We start from the raw sequence: 18,498 nt of genomic DNA, 5'->3' as shown, positions 1-18,498 counted from the left end.
CGGCCGGGCCTGACGGCGGCGCACGCCGGTCGGCGGGAACGCGGTCCTCGTCGCGCGGCGCGGCCGAGCGTGACCGCACGGGTCTCCATCGCGGCGGCGGCCCGGATCGTTGCGCGGCGCGCCGGCGGGGCGGGTCCGCCGCCCGGCTGGCGGGGGATCCGGGGCGGCACGCCGGGGGCTGACCTCGGCGAATGCGGTGTGTCAGCGTTCGTGGCGAAATATGATCCCCCACATCATGAACGCAGAGAAGACAGACCTGAGAACCCGCGCCGAGGTGTACGCGCACCTGCAGGCCCTCATCGCCCGCGGCAACCACATCGTCGCCCTGGAGGACGCCGCCCGGATCGCCGACACCGCGGCCGACCCGATGGCGGCGTTGCAGGCGCTGACGTACCAGGTGATCGCCGCCGTCAACCTGCGCCGCACGTCCGACTGCGTGCGGCTGCTGAGCAGGGCGTTCGCGGCGGTGGACGCGCACTGGGACGCCGCCATCGCGGGGGAGCTGCACGTCCTCGCGGGCTGGCTGGCGTTCCAGCGCGGGGCCGTGGACCTGAGCGTCCGGCACGTGATCCTCGCCCGGCGGATCTTCGAGCGCGCCGACCCGGCCGGCCTCGGTGTGCTCGACGGGTGGCACGACGTGGCGTTGACGTTCTCGTACCTGGGCCTGCACGAGCACGCGCTCGCCGCCATCGAACAGGTCCGCCGGGCGGAGCTGCGCGCGGGCAACCGGTACGACTCCATCAGCCCCGAGGTGCCGTTGCGGTACGCGCTGGCCCGCGACCACCGGGGCGACCCGGCCGGCTGCCTGCGGGTCCTCGCCGAACTGGTGGCCGACGCGGGCGCCCGCCGGGCCCGGGGCACGCACCCGTTCCCGCCGACCGACTGGGGCTACGTCGCCTACGCGGTCGCGCGCCGGGCGGCCATGGGCGAGACGAGCACGGTCGACGTGTCCGACTACGCCGACGACCTCGGCACCGGCCCCGAGGAGCAGGAACTCCGGGCGATGATCGCGATCTGCGGGGCGCTGGCGGCCGGCGACGGGGACGGCGCGTTGGAGCTGCTGGCCGGGCTGCGGCTGTCGGAGCAGACGTTCGGGGCCGCCGAACCGCACCGGCTGCGGGTTCTCGCGCACACCCTGCGGGGCGACGTGGCGGCGGCGCTGGACGCGCAGAACGCGATGCTGCGGCTGGTGTGCGACCGGCTGGAGCGCTACAGCGACCTGTTCGTCGACGGGGTGGCGGCCCGGATCGACCACGAGCACCTGCGGCACAAGGCGGTCCGGTACGCCGGGGACGCCCGCACCGACCCGCTGACCGGCCTGCCGAACCGCCGGTACCTGCACCACTACGTCGAGGACCTCGCCCTGCACGGCACGCCGGCGATGCTGGGGCTGTGCGACCTGGACGGGTTCAAGGAGGTCAACGACATCCACGGCCACGCGGTCGGCGACCTGGTCCTCGAGCGGATCGCGGCCATCATGGCCCGGATCGTCCGCCGGCACGACCTGGTGGCCCGGTACGGGGGCGACGAGTTCGTGCTGATCCTGCCGGCGGCCAGCCCCGAGCAGGCCGGGCTGATCGGGGAGCGGCTGCTGGCGACGATCGAGGCGGAGGACTGGGCGACGCTGGTGCCGGGTACCCGGCTGACGGCGAGCATCGGATGGTCCCCTCTGGACCCGCGCGATCCGTCCAAGGGGATCCGGGCGGCGGACGAGGCGATGTACGCGATGAAGAGCCTGCACCACGGGTGAGCCGGCCGCGGGCGGGTGCTTCCCGGCACCGCCTCGGCGACGGGTCCCCCGGCGGTGACCGGGAACCCGAAGTGCCCGCCTTGTCCAGCCCCTGCCCGACCAGGGCAAACGCCCGACGTGCTTTACCGCTAAGCTTAGGCTAGCCTAACGCGCATGTCTGAAGATCCACTCGGCGCCGCCGTGTGCCTGAGCGGCGTCGGCCTCGGCCTGAGCTACCACGGCAAACCCGTGGTCCGCGACGGCACCCTCACCCTGCGCCGCGGCGAGGTCACCGCGCTGGTCGGTCCGAACGGCAGCGGCAAGTCGACCCTGCTGCGCGCCCTGGCCCGGCTGCACCGCCCCGACGCCGGCCGGGTGCTGCTCGACGACGGCTCGTCGGCACTGGACCTCTCGGCCCGCGACTTCGCCCGGCAGGTCACCCTCCTGGCCCAGAGCCGCCCGGTACCCGTGGGCGTGACGGTGTCCGACGTGGTCGGCTACGGCAGGCACCCCTATCGGGGCCGGTGGCGGTCCGAGGACCCGGACGGCGCCCGCGCCGTCGAGTGGGCCATGCGGGTCACCGGCGTCGAGGCGATGGCCGGCCGCCCGGTGGACGAGCTGTCCGGCGGCGAACTGCAACGCGTGTGGCTGGCCACCTGCCTGGCCCAGGACACCGGGGTCCTGCTGCTCGACGAGCCCACGACCTACCTGGACCTGCGCTACCAGGTGGAGATCCTCGACCTGGTGCGCGACCTCGCCGACGACCACGGGGTGGCCGTGGGCGTCGTGCTGCACGACCTCAACCAGGCCGCCGCCGTGGCCGACCGGCTGGTGCTGCTGCACGGCGGATCGGTCCGGGCCACCGGCACCCCGGCCGAGGTGCTCACCGGGACGCACCTCACCGAGACGTACGGCATCCGGGTCGACGTGGACCTGGACCCCGGTACGGGCCGGCTCACCACGTACCCCGTCGGGCGGCATTCCCGACCCCTGAATTCCCAGATGAAGAACGGACAGGCCAGATGAAGCGATTGTTGTGCGCCGTCACCTCCCTCGTCGCCCTCGGGGCGATCGCCACCGGGTGCGGCACCTCCGAGAAGGCCGAGGACAAGGCCGCCACGTCGGGCGGCCCGGTCAGCGTCACCGACAGCCGGGGCAAGAAGATCGACCTCAAGGAGCCCGCCCGCAGGGTCGTCGCGCTGGAGTGGGGCGAGGCCGAGATGCTCGTCACGCTCGGCGTGATGCCGGTCGGCGTCGCCGACATCAAGAACTTCGCGATCTGGGACACCGCCGTGAAGATCGACGCGGGGGTCAAGGACGTCGGCACCCGCAGCGAGCCGAGCATCGACGCGATCGTCGCGCTCAAGCCCGACCTGATCGTGATGGAGGTCGAGAAGGACTTCGCGCTCGTCGAGCAGCTGGAGAAGTTCGTCCCGGTGCTCGTCGCCAAGGGCAGCGACGCGACCCGCAACCTGGAGCGGATGCGCGAGGACTTCACGATGATCGCCACCGCGGTCGGCAAGTCCACCGAGGCGAAGAAGACCCTGACCGAGCTCGACGGGGCGCTCGCGGCCGCGAAGACGAAGATCGCGGCGGCCGGCGGCGCCAACAAGCCGTTCGTGATGGCCGACGGGTGGAAGGAGGGCAGCACGATCTCGATCCGGATGTTCGGGCAGGGCTCCTACGTCTCCCAGCTGGCGATCCAGGCCGGCCTGAAGAACGCGTGGACCGGCAAGGTCGACGAGGCCTGGGGCCTGGGCAACACCGACGTCGAGGGCCTCAGCCCGCTGAAGGACCAGGACGTGCGGTTCCTCTACAGCGCGCCCGAGGACGACGTGTTCGCCGACGGCCTGGCCGGCAACGCCATCTGGGACTCGATGACGTACGTCAAGACCAAGCAGGTGCACAAGCTCCCCAACGGCATCTGGACGTTCGGCGGCCCGGCGTCGAGCCGGCAGTTCATCGACCAGCTCGTGAAGGTGTACGCGGGTTGAGTTCGACCACCGCGCCGGCCCGCGTCGGGGGCGCCTTCCTCGTCGCGGGCTGCCTGGTCGTCCTCCTGGCCGGGGTGCACCTGACCCAGGGGACGTCCACGGTGGACGCCGGTGACCTGTTCGCGCTGGTCACCGGCAACGGGCACCAGGACACCCTCGACGTCCTGACCGCGTCCCGGCTGCCGCGCCTGCTGGCCGGGCTCGCGGTCGGGCTCGCCCTCGGGGTGGCGGGCGCGGCCTTCCAGTCCATCGCCCGCAACCCGCTCGCCTCGCCGGACACCCTGGCGGTCAACGCGGGCGCGCACCTCGCGATCGTCGCGGCGGCGGCCTTCGGCGTGTCCCTGCCGGTCCTGCCCGCCGGCGGTCTCGCCTTCGTCGGTGGCCTGGCCGCCGCCGGCCTGGTCTCGGCACTGTCGGCGGGCGGCCGCGCCGGTCCGACCCGGCTGATCCTCGCCGGCTCGGCCACGGCCCTGGCCCTGAGCGCCGGGACCACCCTGCTGATGCTCCTGTTCGAGCAGCAGACGACGGGGCTGTTCGCCTGGGGCAACGGTTCGCTGGTGCAGACCGACCTGGAGGCCGTCACCCAGATGGCCCCGGTCATCGCAGTGGCCGCCGTCGGGCTGCTGTGGATCGCCCGCCGGCTCGACATCCTCGCGCTCGGCGACGACACGGCCTCGACCCTCGGCGTGGACGTGCCCCGGACCCGGATCCTCGTGACCGGCCTGGCCGTCCTGCTGTCCGCCGCCGCCGTCACCCTCGTCGGCCCGGTCGGGTTCGTCGGGCTCTGCGCGCCGGTCATCGTCCGGCTCGCGGGCCGCTGGCTGCCCGACGTGCACCGGCACCGGGTCCTGCTGCCCCTGTCCGGGCTGGCGGGGGTCGGCATCGTGATCGGCGCCGACATCCTGCTGCGCGCCGTCCTCGGCGGCCAGGGCGGCGTGGACATCCCGACCGGCGTGGTCACCACCCTGGTCGGCGCGACCCTGCTGGTCTGGCTCGCCCGCAGGCACCGCGACTCCGGGCCGACCCGCAGCGCCCCCGCCGGACACTTCGCGGCCGTTCGCAGCCGGCGGTTCTTCCTCGGCGTGATCGGGGTCTGCGCGGTCCTGCTGGTCGCGGCGCTGGTCGCCGGCATGCTCGTCGGGGACACCTGGCTGCTCACCGGCGACGTGGCCAACTGGCTCGCCGGCCGCTCCGGCCGGGCGATCACGTACGTGCTGGACCAGCGGTACCCGCGGGTGTTCGCTGCCCTGCTCGCCGGGGCCGCGCTGGCCCTCGCTGGGGCCGTCGTGCAGGCCGTGTGCCGCAACCCGCTCGCCGAACCGGGCATCCTCGGCATCACCTCCGGGGCCGGGGTGGGCGCGGTGTCCATCCTGACCCTGGTGCCCCTGGCCGGCATCGGGCTGCTGTCCGCCGCCGCCGGGGTGGGCGCCCTGCTCGCCTTCGCGCTCGTGTACGGCCTGGCGTGGCGGGGCGGGCTCAGCTCCGACCGGCTGGTGCTGATCGGGGTGGGCGTGTCCGCCGGGTGCGGCGCGATCATCACGTTCGTCATCGTGGCCACCGACCCGTACAACACCGGCAAGGCGTTGACCTGGCTGTCCGGGTCGACGTACGGCCGGCAGCCGGCGCAGGTGCTCCCCGTGGCCGTGGCGCTGCTGGTGGCCCTCCCGCTGGTCGCGCTCGCCCGCCGGGAACTGGACCTGCTCGCCCTCGACGACGACACCCCCCGGGTGCTCGGCGTCCCGCTCGAACGCGCCCGGATGCTCAGCCTGGTCGGGGCCGCGCTGCTCACCTCCACGGCCGTGTCCGCCGTCGGCGTGATCGGGTTCGTCGGACTGGTGGCCCCGCACGCGGCCCGGGCGCTCGTCGGTTCCCGGCACGCCCGGATGCTGCCGGTGGCCGCGCTGCTCGGCGCGATCCTGGTCAGCTTCGCCGACACGCTCGGCCGGACCGTGATCGCCCCGGCGCAGATCCCGGCCGGGCTGGTCACCGCGATGATCGGCACCCCGTACTTCATCTGGCTCCTGTGGCGGGCCCGGACCCTCGGAGGAAAGTGATGACCGCAGCCTGGAAGTTCTTCCCGGTCCGCGTCCGCACGGTCACCCGGCTCAGTCCCTCGTTCACCCGGGTGACGTTCACGGGTGACGACCTGGGGCACTTCGCCGACAACGGGTACGACCAGCGGATCAAGCTGATCGTGCCGCTGCCCGGCACGGGGGTGTCCACGATGCCCACCGGCGCGGACTGGTTCACCGGGTGGCGCGCGCTGCCGGAGGCGGCCCGCAACCCGGTGCGCACCTACACCGTCCGGGCCGTGCGCCCCGCGTCGGCGGAGGTGGACGTGGACCTCGTGCTGCACGGGGACGGCGCGGGACCGGCCGGCCGGTGGGCCCTCGCGGCGGCCGTCGGCGACGAACTCCTGCTGCTCGGCCCGGACGCCCGGCACGACGGCCCGCACGGCGGCCTGGAGTTCCACCCGCCGGCCGACGCGACCACGGTCCTGCTGGCCGGCGACGAGACGGCGGTGCCGGCCATCGCCGGGATCCTGGAGCGGATGCCCGCGCACCTGACCGGCGAGGTGGTCCTGGAGGTCCCGCACCACGGCGACGTCCTCGACCTGGCCGGCCCGCCCGGCGTGACGGTCACGTGGCTGGCCAGGGAGGACGCCGCGCACGGCGAGGCGCTGCGGGCGGCGGTCGAGGCGGCGGCCGGCCGGCTCGTCGACGCCCGGCCCGGCGCGGCGGTCGCCGACATCGACGTGGACAGCGAGATCCTCTGGGAGGTACCGGAGGAGCCCGCCCCGGCCGGCGGGGTCTACGCGTGGATCGCGGGGGAGGCGGCCGTGGTCCGCGCCCTGCGCCGGCACCTGGTCACCGACCGGGGACTCGACCGGCGGTCGGTCGCGTTCATGGGCTACTGGCGGCTGGGCCGCTCGGAGACCGACTGACCCGGTTCCCCGTCGCGCCCGGCCGGGTCGTGCTCACCCCGACCGGTCGGGTGCCTCCCGGGCCCCGTCCCGGCTGCGGGCATGGTGGCGGCGGGCCTTCACCCGGCCCCCGCACATCGCCATGCTGCACCACCGGCGCTGCCCGTTGCGGCTGGTGTCCACGAACAGCCAGCCGCACGACGGGCACTCGCCGAGCCGGTCGAGCGGTCCGTGCGTCAGCAGGTCGACCGCCGACGCCGCGGCCTCGCCCAGGAGGTGCCCGGCCGGCCAGCGCAGGTTCCCGTGCGCGCCGTCGCGGTCGAAGGTGGCGGCGGGCAGCGCGGCCGCGTACACCTCGAAAAGGGCTTTCAGGTCCGGCTGTGGGGGTTCGGCGTCGCGGGTGAGCGCGGAGAAGACCCGGTAGATGGATTCGCGCAGGTCACGGGCCTGCTCCACGGTGCCGCCGGGCGCGCGGCCGACGAGCCCGGCCCACGCCGCGAGGCCGTCGGGGGTGTCGATCCAGTCCCGCTCGGGGACGGGCCGCTCGTTGACCGTGTTCGCGAGGTCCAGGCACAGGGCGTTGCCGACAAGTTCCACCCCCACACTATCTCACCATTCACGGGTACTTGACAGGTGACATCGAACCATGCCAGCGTCTAACCAGTAAACTTGCATTGAATGGTTAAGAGGTGCTGCCATGCCCCGTCGGACCCTCGTCCTGGACGCCCCGTCGAACCTCGGCCTCCGCCCGCCCGCCCCGGGCACGGTCCCCGGCTGCCACAAACTCGCCGGCGCGCTCCGCGACCACGGGTTCGTGTCCCGGATCGGGGCCGCCGACGCCGGCTGCGTGACCCCGCCCCGCTACGACATCACCGGCTGGAAACCGCACGACGGGGTGTTCAACGCCCCCGCGATGGCCGGCTACACCCGCCGCCTCGCCGGCCGGGTCTCCGAGATCCTCGACGCCGACGGCTTCCCCGTCCTGCTCGGCGGCGACTGCTCCATCCTGCTCGGCTCGACCCTCGCGCTCCGCCGGCGCGGCCGGTACGGGCTGGCGTTCCTCGACGGGCACAGCGACTTCCGGCACGTCGGCAACGCCCCGTACGTGGGCGCGGCGGCGGGGGAGGACCTGGCCCTGGTCACCGGGCGCGGCCAGCCGGACCTCGCGGACCTCGACGGCCTCGGCCCGTACGTGCGGGACACCGACGTTGCCGTGCTCGGCATCCGCTCCGACGACGACCTGACCGGCGAACTCACCGCCCTGGGCATCCCGGTGTGGGACGTCGCCCGGCTCCGCGCGGACGGCCCCGGGGCGGCGGCCCGGGCGGCGCTCGACCGGTTGGAGGGCCCCGATCTGGACGGGTTCTGGGTGCACCTCGACGTCGACATCCTCAACCCGGAGCTGATGCCGGCCGTGGACAGCCCCGACCCCGGCGGCCTCGACTACGCCGAACTGGTGGGCGTGCTGGAGGCGCTCGTGACGTCGCCGGCCTGCGTGGGCGCCCAGGTCACGGTGTTCGACCCGGACCTCGACCCCGACGGGCGGCTGGCGGCGGAGCTGACGGACGCGCTGGTGGAGGCGTTCGCGCGCTGACGGGCAGGGGCGTGTCGGGGCACGACGTCCAGCCGGGGCCGGGCTCCCGCGCCGGGACTTCGCGCCGCCCGACCGGCGACCGCGACGCGGGGGCTCCCGGTCGGCGGTCGGCTCAGAGGTGCGCGCGGGCCTCGTCCACCTGGCGGAGGACGCCCTGCGCGTCGGCGGCGTCGGCCAGCGTGCCCGCCTCCGCGAGCAGCGCCCGCGCGTCGTCGGTGCGGTCCTGCGCGGCGGCGAGGTACGCCAGGCCGACCAGGTTCGCGGCGACCCCGGGCGTGAACCCGAGCGCGCGGCGCAACCGGGTCGACTCCTCCAGGTGGGCGCGGGCGGTGTCGAACCGGCCGGCGCGGTGCTCCGCGTAGCCGAGGTGCCGCAGGGCGTACGACGTGGTCAGCGGGTCGCCGGCCCGTTCGGCGAGCGCGTGCGAACGTTCGAGGGCGGGGACCGCGAGGGCGTCGTCGTCGCCGAGCAGCTGGTGGTAGCAGCCGATCCAGAACAGCGCCCAGGCCTCGCCCCGGGTGTCGCCGAGCTGCCGGTACAGCCCGGCGGCGTGTTCGAACAGCGGCAGTTCGCGGGGGTCGCGGGTGCCGTCGTGCAGGAAGCGCGCGTGCAAGATCCGGCCCCGGGCGAGCGACAGGTCGGCCTCGACCGTGTCCAGGCCCTGCTCGGCGGCGCCCAGGCCGCTGGGGTCGCCGCCGAAGACGGCCCGGTCGTACAGCCGGCCGGCCCGGTCGATCCGGTCTTCCGAGCCCATCGTCGCCCCCGCGTGTCGTGTCCGACGGGGTGCCCGCCAGCTCCATGATCCATTTTGGAGAGCTGAGTCTACCGGACCGGGCCGGCGGGCGGTGGGGAGGCGGGTCGATCCCCACCGCGCCGGGGCGACGGGGATCTCCGCAGGTGGGGAGCTACTCGTCGCAGGTGTCGAGCATCTCGGACAGGGTCGCCTTCTCGGGTGCGGTGACGTTCAGGTCGTACGTGTACTTGACGTGGCCCCACGCGCGGGCGTACGTGCACCAGTAGGAGCGCAGCGGGGGCTTCCACAGGTCGGGGGACTGGTCGCCCTTGGCCCGGTTGGAGCTGGCGGACACCCCGATCAGCTGCGAGTGGGTGAGGTCGTTGGCGAACGCCCTGCGCAGCGGCGTGTCCCAGGTGTCGGCCCCGGAGCGCCAGGCGTTGGCCAGCGGCACCATGTGGTCGATGTCGATCTGCCCGGCGGACGCGAACGTCCTCCCGTCGTACGCGCTGTACCAGCTGCCGGCCACCGCCCGGCACGCGTCGTCCTGCTCGACGCCCTCGCCGTCGCGGGCGAGCACGACCTCCCGGGTGTCACACGTGCCGTGCTGGCGGACCCAGTGCGGGAACTTCTCCCGGGAGTACCCGGCCATGGAGTGCGGCGCCTCCACCCGCAGCGTCTCCAGCTGGGCGCGGACCTTCTCCGCGCTCGGCGGCTCGGGCATCGCCTCGGTGCCGGCGTGCGCGGGCGCGCCGCCGGACAGCAGCACCGTCGCGGCGGCCAGCGCCGCCAGGAGACCTCGTGTCAGAACCGTCACCGGCAACTCCCCCGTCGAAAGGAACAATTGGGGCAGATGCTATTTGGAGGGCCGTCGAATGTGGCGGATCGACACGCGACACCGGCGGCCGGCCGGTCTGCCCGGGGCCGGCGGCGGTCCGGATGCGCGGAGCGGGCCGTGTGCCAGGAAACCCGCTACGGTGGTGGCACCGGAGATTCTGGGTACCACCTGTCCGACACGTGTCGCCCGAAGGAGGTTCCATGGACCCGACCCTCAAGGTCGTCCTGCTGGTGTTCGCAGCGCTGCTGGTCATCGCCCTGCTCGTGGTCACCGTCGTGCTCGGGGTGAAGCTCGTCCGGATGGCGAAGCTCCTGAAGAGCTCGGCGATGCCGGTGAGCGGCAAGGTGGCCTTCTGGGGGGCGCTGGCCTACACGATCTTCCCCGTGGACCTGCTGCCCGACCCGATCTACCTCGACGACATCGGCGTGCTCCTGGGCACGATCGGCTACCTCGGCCACCTGGCGAGAAAACACAACATCCTCCCGGGTACGAAGCCGGACGCCGAGCGCCGTCAGATCATCGACGCGCCCTGAGCCACCCCGCCGGCGGCGCGCCCGGACGGACGACGCCCCGGGTGCGTCCGGGACGGCCGACCCCGCCGGGTCAGCTCGCCTGTTCGCGGGCGAGGGCTCGCCCGACCTCCGCCGCCGGGTACGGGGTGGCCCGGCTGGTGCCGAACAGGTCCCAGTAGAAGGCGTTCATGGCGGCAGCGGCGGGCGCGTACCGCACGACGGTCGCCGCGACGCCGGCCGGCGCACCGGCCGGCGCCACCCCCTCGGCGTACCGCCGGATGTGCGCGTTGCGGTCGGCCGTGTCGGCGAGGGTCAGCCCGCACACGTGGGTGACCAGCCAGTTCACGAGCAGCATCCGCGCGTACCCGTCGTCGTGGGTCGCGTTGTGCGCCACGAACTCCCGCTCGGCCGGCGACAGGTCGAACCGCGGCGAGGTGGCCAGGCCCAGGTCGGCGAAGTACAGCCGGTGGCCGTCGGTGAGCACGTTGCGGAAGTGGGCGTCGAAGTGCGCCACGCCGTGCGCGCCCATGGCGGCGGTGCCGGGGAGCAGGTCGCGTTCGAGGAGGGCGCACGCCGCGGTGACCGCGTCCCCGCCGGCGTCGAGCTGGGCGCGCAGCCACTCGCTCAGGTTCCACGGCACGTACTCCAGGAACAGCACCAGGCTGTGCGACGCGCGGGCGAGGGCGTCGAGCCGGTCGCGGACCGCCGCCGAGCCGCCCCAGTAGGCGACCGCGGCCTCGGGGTCGGCGTGCTCCTCGGCGACCGGGGCGGCCCCGGGCAGCACCCGCCAGTGGTACAGCAGCGGGTAGGAGCCGGCCCGGCCGGTGAGCACCTGGCTCGTGGTCAGGGTGTTCGCGGCGAGTTCGCGCCACGCGCCGAAGCCGGGGCCGCCGACCCCGTACTGGCAGCGGGGCGGGAGGTCGAACATGTTCGCCGTGGACCGGAGGTTCTCCGGGCGCAGTTCCCGGTCGGTGAGCGGGGCCCGCTTCACGAACACCGGGACGCCCCCGACGTCCAGCAGCGCCGTGCTGCCGCCGATCCCGGTGCCCAGCGGGGTGGCGCCGTCGACGAGCCGGGCGAGCTGGTGGTCGCCGAGCAGGGCCAGGGCGGCGGACGCGTCGGCGTACCGGAGGATCCGGTCCTGCATGGTCTCGTACCCCCGTGGTCGCGGTCGTCCGCGAACCCTATCCGGGCCGGGGATCTCCGTGGGGGCGCCGGCACCCGGTCACCGGTCCGACGGCGTCGGCGGCCCCTTCAGTTCGACCGTGTTGCCCTGCGGGTCGGTGAGATACACGGAGGGCCCGCCGCCCAGCGCGCCCCGCCGGTCGCCCACCTGCCCGATCGGCACGCCGTGCGCGCGCAGGTGGGCGAGGATCGCGGCCTCGTCGTAGCCGGCCACCCGCAGGCACAGGTGGTCCATGTTGTGCCCCTCCGCGCCGGGTGCCGCCCCGCCCTGCCGGCCCAACTTGCCGTCGACCTGGACGAGGTCGATGAGGGAGGAGCCGGCGCGCAGCTGGACCATGCCGAGATCGTCGCGGCGGTGGTCCACGGTGCAGCCGAGCACCTCGCGGTAGAAGCGTTCCATCGTTCCGGCGTCGATCACGCGCAGGACGACGTGGTCGAGGGCCTCGATCTGGATCATGGTGGGACCTTTCGGTGGTGCCGGTGTCGTGTCCTCCACGATCCGCCCCGCCGGGCATGTTGATCAAGCAACGGCTGCGCTACGGTCGTTTAGCCAGACTCAACGAACGGGGGTGACATGCTCGAACGGCACGAGATCGAGGCCTTCCTGGCCGTCGCCGACGAACTGCACTTCGGCCGCGCCGCCGCCCGGCTGCGGATCACCACCGGCCGGGTCAGCCAGACCGTCAAGCGGCTCGAACGCCAGATCGGCGCGCCCCTGTTCGACCGGACCAGCCGGAAGGTCGCCCTGACGCCGATCGGCCGGCAGCTCGCCGCCGACCTGGGCCCGCTCGTGGCCGGCATCGACGACGCGGTCCGGCGCGCGGTCGACGCCGGCCGGGGCGTCACCGGCACCCTGCGGGTCGGCTTCCTCGGCGCCGGCACCGGGCAGCTGGCGCTGCGGTCCGTCGCGCTGTTCTCGTCGCGGTACCCCGACTGCGAGGTGCACGTCCACGAGGCCCAGCTGCTCGACACCCGGGCGAGCCTGGACGACGGCCGCCTCGACGTGCTGTTCGCCTCGTACCCGTTCGACGGCATGGCCAGCGGGCCCGCCCTGACGTCGGAGGCCCGGACGTTGGCCGTGGCCGCCGACCATCCCCTCGCGCGGGCGCGGTCGGTGTCGTTGGAGGTCCTCGCCGACCACCCGGTGGTCCAGCTCCCTGCGGTCACGTCGGACGCGTTCAAGCGGGACCGGACGCCGGACCGCACGCCGTCGGGCCGGCCCGTGCCGCGCGGGCCGGTCGGCGCGACGTTCACCGAGATCCTGAACCATGTGGCGATGCGCCGGGGCGTGTACATCGTGGGCGAGCACACCCGGACCTACTACCCGCGCCCCGACATCGTGTACGTGCCGATCCGGGACGCGCCCCCGATCGAGTGCGGTCCGGTGTGGCGGGAGACGAACACGACGGCCCGGGTGCGGGCGTTCGTCCAGGCGGCGGCCGACGCGCACCCGCGCCCCTGAGGCTCCCCGGGGTGGAACTCTCAGGGGCGGACTCAGGGCGATCACTGATCCACCTCAGCTGACGCCGCTGGCAGGCTGGCGCCATGACACACGCAGTCGAACTCCGCGCCGTGCACCGGGTGTACGGACGCGGGGACACCACCGTCCGCGCCCTGGACGGCGTGGACCTGGCCTTCCCCTCCGGCTCGTGGACCGCCGTGATGGGCCCGTCCGGTTCCGGCAAGTCGACCCTGCTGCACTGCGCGGCCGGGCTCGAACGGGTCACCTCCGGCACCGTCACCGTCGCCGGACAGGACATCACGAAGGCGTCGGACGCCGACCTCACCCGACTGCGCCGTACCCGGATAGGTTTCGTCTTCCAGAGTTTCAACCTGATGGGCGCCCTGACCGCCGAGCAGAACGTGGCCCTGCCGCTGCGGATGGCCGGCGCGCGGCCCAAGCGCGCGGAGGTCCGGGAGATCCTGGGCCGGGTCGGCCTCGGCGACCGGCTCGGGCACCGGCCCCGCGAGCTGTCCGGCGGGCAGCAGCAGCGGGTGGCCCTGGCCCGCGCCATGGTGACCCGGCCGGCGGTGCTGTTCGCCGACGAGCCGACCGGCGCGCTGGACACGAAGTCCGCCCGCGTCGTGCTCGACCTGCTCCGCGAGCTGGTCGACCAGGGGCAGAGCATCGTCATGGTCACCCACGACCCCTCGGCCGCCGCCCGCGCCGACCAGGTCGTGTTCCTGTCCGACGGCCGGATCGTCGACAGTGTCGTCGCGCCCACCGTCCACCAGGTCGCCGACCGGCTCGCCGGACTCGAGGTGGCCTGATGCTGCGGATGTCCTGGCAGACGTTCCGCGACCGGTGGCAGCTGTTCGCGGGCGCGTTCGTCGCGGTGGCCCTCGGGGTCGCGCTCGTGCAGTCCTCGCTGCTGCTCCTCGTGGCCTCGGTCGACCCGGTGCTCCCCGCCGGCCTGTCCCAGGCCCAGAGCGACAACCTCCGCGACGGGTACGAGGCCGCCAGCTCCCTGCTCGGCATGGTGCTGTTCATCGCAGGCTTCCTCGCCGTGTTCGTGGTCGGCTCGACGTTCGCGTTCACGGTCGCCCAGCGCCGCGCCGAACTGGCCACCCTGCGGCTCAACGGCGGCAGCCGCTGGCAGTTGCGCCGCCTGCTGCTCGGCGAGGCCCTGATCCTCGGCCTGCTCGGCTCCGCCGCCGGGGTCGCGCTCGGCGGCCCCGTCATGCGCGCCCAGCTCGCCGTCCTGCGCTCCAACTCCTTCGTCCCCGCGTACTTCGACGCGCCCTGGCGGGGCTGGGTCGTGTGGGTGTCCGTCGGGGTCGGCGTCGGCGTCGGCCTGTGCGGGGTGTTCGGCGCGGCCCAGCGGGCGGCCAGGGTCCGGCCCCTGGAGGCGCTGCGCGAGACCGGCGCGGCCGGCCGGGTCATGACCGCCTCGCGCTGGATCCTGGGCACCCTGTTCCTCGGGTTCACGGTCCTGATCGTGGCGGCCGGCCCGGACATGGCCGCGGAGGACGCCCTCGGCCTGTACCTGATGCTGTGCATGACCCTCGCGATCTCCCTGAACGCGTTCGCGCCGCTCGTCGTACCCCTCGTCGGCCGGTTGCTCGGTCTCGTCGTCCGGGGGCCGCTCGGCGAGCTGGCGGTGGCCAACCTGCGGGCCGGCGTCCGGCGCACGGCCTCCACCGCCGCACCGCTCCTCGTGCTGGTCTCCATCGTCGGCGGGCTGGCCGGGTCCGTGGACACCATGTCCGCCGCGATCGTCCGGGAGACCGCCGACACCGTCACCGCCGACCTCCGGGTCGAGTCCGACCAGCCGGTGGGCGCGGCGCTGGCCGCCGTCCCCGGGGTCACCGTCGTGTCCGCGGAGAGCTTCGTGAGCATGGGGGAGGACTACCCCGACGCCCAGGCCGTCGACCCGGTCGCCTGGCAGGCCACCCACAGGGTCGTCCCCCTCGCCGGCGACCTGTCCGCGCTGGCCGGGCAGACCGTGGCCGCGCGGTCCAACGCCCTGCCCGGGCACACCTTCCGGGTCGGCGAGGACCTCGTCACCCCGAACGGGACGACCCTGCGCGTCGTGGCCGTGCTGCCCCCGGCGCTCAGCGGCCCCGGCCTGCTCGTGCCCGCCGCCCCCGGCACCCCCGGCCCGGGCACCGGGTTCTGGCTGCGCGCCGACCGGCCCGCCGAGGTCGCCGCCGCGATCCGGGCCGCCGGACTCGGCGAGGTGAGCACCCGCGCGGACTGGCTCGACGCGTTCGCCGCCGAGCAGCGCCGCAACAACCAGGCCGTCCTCCTGGCCCTCCTCGGCGCCGGGGCCCTGTACGCGGCCATCGCCGCCGTCAACGCCGTGGTGATCGGGGCGGCCGACCGGCGGGCCGAGTTCGCCGCCGCGCGCCTGACCGGGCTGACCCGGCCGCAGGTGGTGCGGACCGCGCTGGTGGAGAGCCTGGCGGTGGTCGGGATCGGGCTGCTGCTCGGCGGAATGGCGGCCGGCGGCACCCTGTACGGGGTGACCCATTCCCTGGCGGGCCTCTCCGGGTACGCCGAGGCCGAGGTGCCGTGGGAACTGGCGGGCTGGCTGACCCTGGTCGCTGTGGTACTCGTCACCACGGCCAGCGTGGCCTCGACCCTGGCGGCGACCCGGATCCCGGCGGTCCGCCTGGCCGGGTCCCGCGAGTAGCGCCGACCTCCGCGTCGTTCATGGTGGGCCGTCCCGTTCGCCGGGGCGGCCCACCGGCCGTGCGGGGACCTGCCGGCTCGCGGCGCGCGGCGGGGGAGCGCCGGCCCCGGCACACCCGTTCGGCCAGGTGGAACTCACTGGAGTGGCCTCTTGAGTTCGCCTACTGGTTTGGTAGACAATCACTCGATGATCGACTGGACCGTGGCGGCGGCCGGCCTGGTGGTCGGGCTGATCGTCGGCCTGACCGGCATGGGCGGCGGGGCCCTGATGACCCCCATCCTCGTGCTGTTCTTCGGCGTGCCCCCGCTCACGGCCGTCTCCAACGACCTCGTGGTCAGCGCGCTGATGAAGCCCGTCGGCGGCTGGGTGCACATCCGGCGGCGGACCGTGAACTGGCCGCTCGTCGGCTGGCTGTGCGTCGGCAGCGTGCCGGCCGCCTTCGCGGGCGTGCTCCTCACCCGGGCGGTCGGCGGCGACCTGCAGACCCTGGTCAAGACCGCGCTCGGCGTCACCCTGGTGCTCGCCGCCACCCTGATCGGCGTGAAGCAGTGGCTGGCCCGCCGGCGCGGCCCGGTGGGCGGCGAGATCGTCGTCCGGCCGGTGCGGACCGTGCTGATCGGCGTCGTCGGCGGCCTGGTCGTGGGTATGACCTCGGTCGGCTCCGGTTCGCTGGTCGTCGTCGCGCTGCTGGTCGTGTACCCGGCGCTGGCCGCCAACCGGCTCGTCGGCACCGACCTGGTCCAGGCGGTGCCCATGGTGGCCGCGGCGGCCGGCGGGCACCTGCTGTTCGGCGACTTCCACCTCGAGTTGACCCTGTCCCTGCTCGTCGGCTCGATCCCCGGCGTCTGGGTGGGCGCGCGGTACTCCTCCCGCGCCAAGGGCGGGACGATCCGGGCGCTCCTCGCCGTCATCCTGCTGGCCAGCGGCCTCAAGATGCTGTCGGTACCCAACGAGGTGGTCGTCGCCGCCGTGGCCGGCACCGCCCTGGCCATCGGCGCGGGCTACCTGCACCAGCGCCGGCGGCGGGTGCCCCCGGTGGCGGCCCCGGTCGACGGGGCCGGGCCGGTCGCCGTGCCGTCGGGCGGAGCGCCCGGGCCGGTCGCCGTGCCGTCGGGTGGAGCGCCCGGGCCGGTCGCCGTGCCCGCGGGTGCCGCGCGCGGGCGGGACGCCGTGCCCGTCGAGTAGCCCACGGGCAGTACTACCGGAAACCGCCGATCCTCGGGTACCCCGATGGTCGGCGGTTTCCGTTTTTCGTGGTCGGCGTGCTCCGCCGGGCGGATCGTGCGCGGTTGGTATGACCCAGATGAGATCTCCCTTTTGCGGCCGGAGCTGGCTAGCGTCCCCGTCAACCACCCGACACCTCATCCCCTCAGCAGCCCAGGAGGCAACGGATGGCACGGAAACCTGCCCTCTTCGCGGCGGCGTCGGTCATGTTGACCACGACCGTCATCGCCGCACTGTCCATAACACCCGCCACGGCCCAGACCTCGAAGGGCAACGTCCTCGACGGCGCCCAGGTCTCCGCCGCCGACAACGTGGCGCCCGACATGCTCAGCGCGCTGGCCCGCGACCTGCGGATCAGCCCCGACCAGGCCCGCCAGCGGCTCGCCCGCGAGCACACCGCCGCCAAGGCGGAGTCCGCGATGCGGGCCACGTTCGGCGACGCGTTCGGGGGTGCGTGGCTCAACGGCGACGCCACCACCCTCACCGTCGGCGTCACCGACGCCCGCCAGGCCACCCTGGTGCGGGCCGCCGGCGCCACCCCGAAGACCGTGGCGCGCACCGAGGCGCAGCTCAACGCGGTCCAGGCCCGGCTCGACGCGGCATCGGCCAAGGCGCCGAAGACGGTGCCCGGCTGGTACGTCGACATCGCGACCAACTCCGTCGTCGTGTCCACGAAGGCCGGCGCGGCCGACGCCGCCCGCGCGTTCGTGACCGCCGCCGGGGTGGACGTCAAGTCCGTCCGGATCGAGAACTCCACCGAGGAACCGCGGCCCCTGATCGACGTGATCGGCGGCAACGCGTACTACATCGGCTCCGGTTCGCGGTGTTCCGTCGGCTTCTCCGTCACCGGCGGCTTCGTCACGGCCGGCCACTGCGGCACGACCGGCGCGTCGACCACCCAGCCCAGCGGCACCTTCCGGGGCTCCACGTTCCCCGGTCGCGACTACGCGTGGGTGCAGGTCGCGGCCGGCAACACGCCGCGCGCGCAGGTCAACCGGTACCCGGGCACGGTCACGGTCAACGGCTCCACCGAGGCGGCCGTCGGCGCGTCCGTCTGCCGGTCCGGTTCCACCACGGGCTGGCACTGCGGCACGATCCAGCAGAAGAACACGTCCGTGACGTACCCGCAGGGCACGGTCAGCGGCGTGACCCGGACCAACGCGTGCGCCGAGCCCGGCGACTCCGGCGGCTCGTGGCTCGCCAACGACCAGGCCCAGGGCGTCACCTCGGGCGGTTCGGGCAACTGCTCCTCCGGCGGCACCATGTACTTCCAGCCGGTCAACCCGATCCTGTCCGCGTACGGCCTGACCCTGCTCACGGGTGGCGGCGTCCCGCCGACCGTCCCGCCGACCACCGGACCGACCAACCCGCCGGGCGGCGGCACCTGGGCGCCCGGCAAGGCCTACGCGGCCGGCGCGACCGTGACCTACGGCGGCAGCCGCTACACCTGCCTCCAGGGCCACACGTCGATGACCGGTTGGGAGCCCCCGAACGTCCCCGCACTGTGGCGGGTCGGCTAGGGGCCGTGAACGCTCCGTGCCGGGTGAGGGCGTGACAGGCCCGCGCGCGGAGCCGGGGCGGCCGGCCTAGGAAACGGCCGCCCCGACAGGTGAGGAACCGCCCCCGTCCA

The 18,498-nt window shown here is 74.3% G+C and carries 17 protein-coding genes; 12 read left to right on the top strand and 5 right to left on the bottom strand.

From position 1 onward, the window contains the following. Nucleotides 1–235: 235 nt before the first annotated feature. From PT931_RS19110 to PT931_RS19090, 5 genes are all read left to right on the top strand, one after another. The gene (locus PT931_RS19110) at nucleotides 236–1,750 is read left to right on the top strand and encodes a diguanylate cyclase domain-containing protein (protein ID WP_456247086.1); all 1,515 of its coding nucleotides are present in this window, start codon (nucleotides 236–238) and stop codon (nucleotides 1,748–1,750) included. Nucleotides 1,751–1,903: 153 nt separating this feature from the next. Further along, a complete protein-coding gene (locus PT931_RS19105) occupies nucleotides 1,904–2,755 on the top strand; it encodes an ABC transporter ATP-binding protein (RefSeq protein ID WP_456247085.1) in 852 nt (283 codons plus the stop codon). Beyond that, nucleotides 2,752–3,723, top strand: coding sequence for an ABC transporter substrate-binding protein (locus tag PT931_RS19100; RefSeq protein WP_456247084.1), 972 nt, complete (start codon nucleotides 2,752–2,754; stop codon nucleotides 3,721–3,723). The genes PT931_RS19105 and PT931_RS19100 overlap by 4 nt, the downstream gene beginning before the upstream one ends. After that, entirely contained in the window at nucleotides 3,720–5,777 is a 2,058-nt protein-coding gene (locus PT931_RS19095) for an iron ABC transporter permease (protein WP_456247083.1), read from the top strand. The genes PT931_RS19100 and PT931_RS19095 overlap by 4 nt, the downstream gene beginning before the upstream one ends. Beyond that, nucleotides 5,777–6,667, top strand: a complete 891-nt coding sequence (locus tag PT931_RS19090) for a siderophore-interacting protein (protein WP_456247082.1) — start codon at nucleotides 5,777–5,779, stop codon at nucleotides 6,665–6,667. Before PT931_RS19095 ends, PT931_RS19090 begins: the two co-directional genes overlap by 1 nt. A gap of 33 nt (nucleotides 6,668–6,700) precedes the next feature. Here PT931_RS19090 and PT931_RS19085 read toward each other — a convergent pair whose 3' ends face one another. Further along, nucleotides 6,701–7,243 carry a CGNR zinc finger domain-containing protein gene (locus PT931_RS19085; protein WP_456247081.1) on the bottom strand — a complete coding sequence of 181 codons (543 nt, stop codon included), beginning with the start codon at nucleotides 7,241–7,243 and terminating at the stop codon, nucleotides 6,701–6,703. A 100-nt stretch (nucleotides 7,244–7,343) separates the two neighbouring features. Here PT931_RS19085 and PT931_RS19080 point away from each other — a divergent pair, with 100 nt between their 5' ends. Continuing rightward, a complete protein-coding gene (locus PT931_RS19080; RefSeq protein WP_456247080.1) occupies nucleotides 7,344–8,240 on the top strand; it encodes an arginase family protein in 897 nt (298 codons plus the stop codon). Nucleotides 8,241–8,352: 112 nt separating this feature from the next. Here the strand turns inward: PT931_RS19080 and PT931_RS19075 are convergent, their stop codons facing one another. Both PT931_RS19075 and PT931_RS19070 read right to left on the bottom strand, forming a co-directional pair. After that, on the bottom strand, nucleotides 8,353–8,994 hold the full coding sequence (locus PT931_RS19075) for a tetratricopeptide repeat protein (protein WP_456247079.1): 642 nt from the start codon (nucleotides 8,992–8,994) through the stop codon (nucleotides 8,353–8,355). A 151-nt stretch (nucleotides 8,995–9,145) separates the two neighbouring features. Next, a complete protein-coding gene (locus tag PT931_RS19070; RefSeq protein WP_456247078.1) occupies nucleotides 9,146–9,790 on the bottom strand; it encodes a GmrSD restriction endonuclease domain-containing protein in 645 nt (214 codons plus the stop codon). A gap of 221 nt (nucleotides 9,791–10,011) precedes the next feature. Between PT931_RS19070 and PT931_RS19065 the strand changes: the two genes are divergently transcribed. Further along, entirely contained in the window at nucleotides 10,012–10,344 is a 333-nt protein-coding gene (locus PT931_RS19065; RefSeq protein WP_456247077.1) for a YkvA family protein, read from the top strand. 70 nt (nucleotides 10,345–10,414) lie between these two features. Here PT931_RS19065 and PT931_RS19060 read toward each other — a convergent pair whose 3' ends face one another. Together PT931_RS19060 and PT931_RS19055 are read right to left on the bottom strand one after the other, a co-directional pair. Beyond that, nucleotides 10,415–11,470: a serine/threonine protein phosphatase gene (locus PT931_RS19060; protein ID WP_456247076.1), complete on the bottom strand. Its 1,056-nt coding sequence runs from the start codon at nucleotides 11,468–11,470 to the stop codon at nucleotides 10,415–10,417. A gap of 78 nt (nucleotides 11,471–11,548) precedes the next feature. Next, nucleotides 11,549–11,965, bottom strand: a complete 417-nt coding sequence (locus tag PT931_RS19055; RefSeq protein ID WP_456247075.1) for a VOC family protein — start codon at nucleotides 11,963–11,965, stop codon at nucleotides 11,549–11,551. A gap of 117 nt (nucleotides 11,966–12,082) precedes the next feature. Here PT931_RS19055 and PT931_RS19050 point away from each other — a divergent pair, with 117 nt between their 5' ends. From PT931_RS19050 to PT931_RS19030, 5 genes are all read left to right on the top strand, one after another. Further along, entirely contained in the window at nucleotides 12,083–12,970 is an 888-nt protein-coding gene (locus tag PT931_RS19050) for a LysR substrate-binding domain-containing protein (RefSeq protein WP_456247074.1), read from the top strand. Between the two features lie 83 nt (nucleotides 12,971–13,053). After that, nucleotides 13,054–13,779: an ABC transporter ATP-binding protein gene (locus tag PT931_RS19045; RefSeq protein ID WP_363722899.1), complete on the top strand. Its 726-nt coding sequence runs from the start codon at nucleotides 13,054–13,056 to the stop codon at nucleotides 13,777–13,779. After that, complete coding sequence (locus tag PT931_RS19040; protein WP_456247073.1) at nucleotides 13,779–15,644, top strand: FtsX-like permease family protein; 1,866 nt, start codon at nucleotides 13,779–13,781, stop codon at nucleotides 15,642–15,644. Before PT931_RS19045 ends, PT931_RS19040 begins: the two co-directional genes overlap by 1 nt. Before the next feature lie 186 nt (nucleotides 15,645–15,830). Then, the gene (locus PT931_RS19035) at nucleotides 15,831–16,829 is read left to right on the top strand and encodes a sulfite exporter TauE/SafE family protein (protein ID WP_456247072.1); all 999 of its coding nucleotides are present in this window, start codon (nucleotides 15,831–15,833) and stop codon (nucleotides 16,827–16,829) included. 206 nt (nucleotides 16,830–17,035) lie between these two features. Next, on the top strand, nucleotides 17,036–18,388 hold the full coding sequence (locus tag PT931_RS19030; protein ID WP_456247071.1) for an alpha-lytic protease prodomain-containing protein: 1,353 nt from the start codon (nucleotides 17,036–17,038) through the stop codon (nucleotides 18,386–18,388). Nucleotides 18,389–18,498 lie beyond the last annotated feature (110 nt).

It is taken from the genome of Longispora urticae (genome assembly GCF_053902585.1).
Note: the sequence above shows the minus strand (reverse complement) of the source record. Positions and strands in the feature narration are given on the sequence as shown.

What these genes read in the sequence shown, in the direction of transcription:
- PT931_RS19045 (WP_363722899.1), top strand. Translation starts at nt 13,054, where the DNA reads ATGACACACGCAGTCGAACTCCGCGCCGTGCACCGGGTGTACGGACGC.
- PT931_RS19065 (WP_456247077.1), top strand. Translation starts at nt 10,012, where the DNA reads ATGGACCCGACCCTCAAGGTCGTCCTGCTGGTGTTCGCAGCGCTGCTG.
- PT931_RS19080 (WP_456247080.1), top strand. Translation starts at nt 7,344, where the DNA reads ATGCCCCGTCGGACCCTCGTCCTGGACGCCCCGTCGAACCTCGGCCTC.
- PT931_RS19030 (WP_456247071.1), top strand. Translation starts at nt 17,036, where the DNA reads ATGGCACGGAAACCTGCCCTCTTCGCGGCGGCGTCGGTCATGTTGACC.
- PT931_RS19105 (WP_456247085.1), top strand. Translation starts at nt 1,904, where the DNA reads ATGTCTGAAGATCCACTCGGCGCCGCCGTGTGCCTGAGCGGCGTCGGC.
- PT931_RS19110 (WP_456247086.1), top strand. Translation starts at nt 236, where the DNA reads ATGAACGCAGAGAAGACAGACCTGAGAACCCGCGCCGAGGTGTACGCG.
- PT931_RS19055 (WP_456247075.1), bottom strand. Translation starts at nt 11,965, where the DNA reads ATGATCCAGATCGAGGCCCTCGACCACGTCGTCCTGCGCGTGATCGAC.
- PT931_RS19040 (WP_456247073.1), top strand. Translation starts at nt 13,779, where the DNA reads ATGCTGCGGATGTCCTGGCAGACGTTCCGCGACCGGTGGCAGCTGTTC.
- PT931_RS19090 (WP_456247082.1), top strand. Translation starts at nt 5,777, where the DNA reads ATGACCGCAGCCTGGAAGTTCTTCCCGGTCCGCGTCCGCACGGTCACC.
- PT931_RS19050 (WP_456247074.1), top strand. Translation starts at nt 12,083, where the DNA reads ATGCTCGAACGGCACGAGATCGAGGCCTTCCTGGCCGTCGCCGACGAA.
- PT931_RS19035 (WP_456247072.1), top strand. Translation starts at nt 15,831, where the DNA reads ATGATCGACTGGACCGTGGCGGCGGCCGGCCTGGTGGTCGGGCTGATC.
- PT931_RS19060 (WP_456247076.1), bottom strand. Translation starts at nt 11,470, where the DNA reads ATGCAGGACCGGATCCTCCGGTACGCCGACGCGTCCGCCGCCCTGGCC.
- PT931_RS19075 (WP_456247079.1), bottom strand. Translation starts at nt 8,994, where the DNA reads ATGGGCTCGGAAGACCGGATCGACCGGGCCGGCCGGCTGTACGACCGG.
- PT931_RS19100 (WP_456247084.1), top strand. Translation starts at nt 2,752, where the DNA reads ATGAAGCGATTGTTGTGCGCCGTCACCTCCCTCGTCGCCCTCGGGGCG.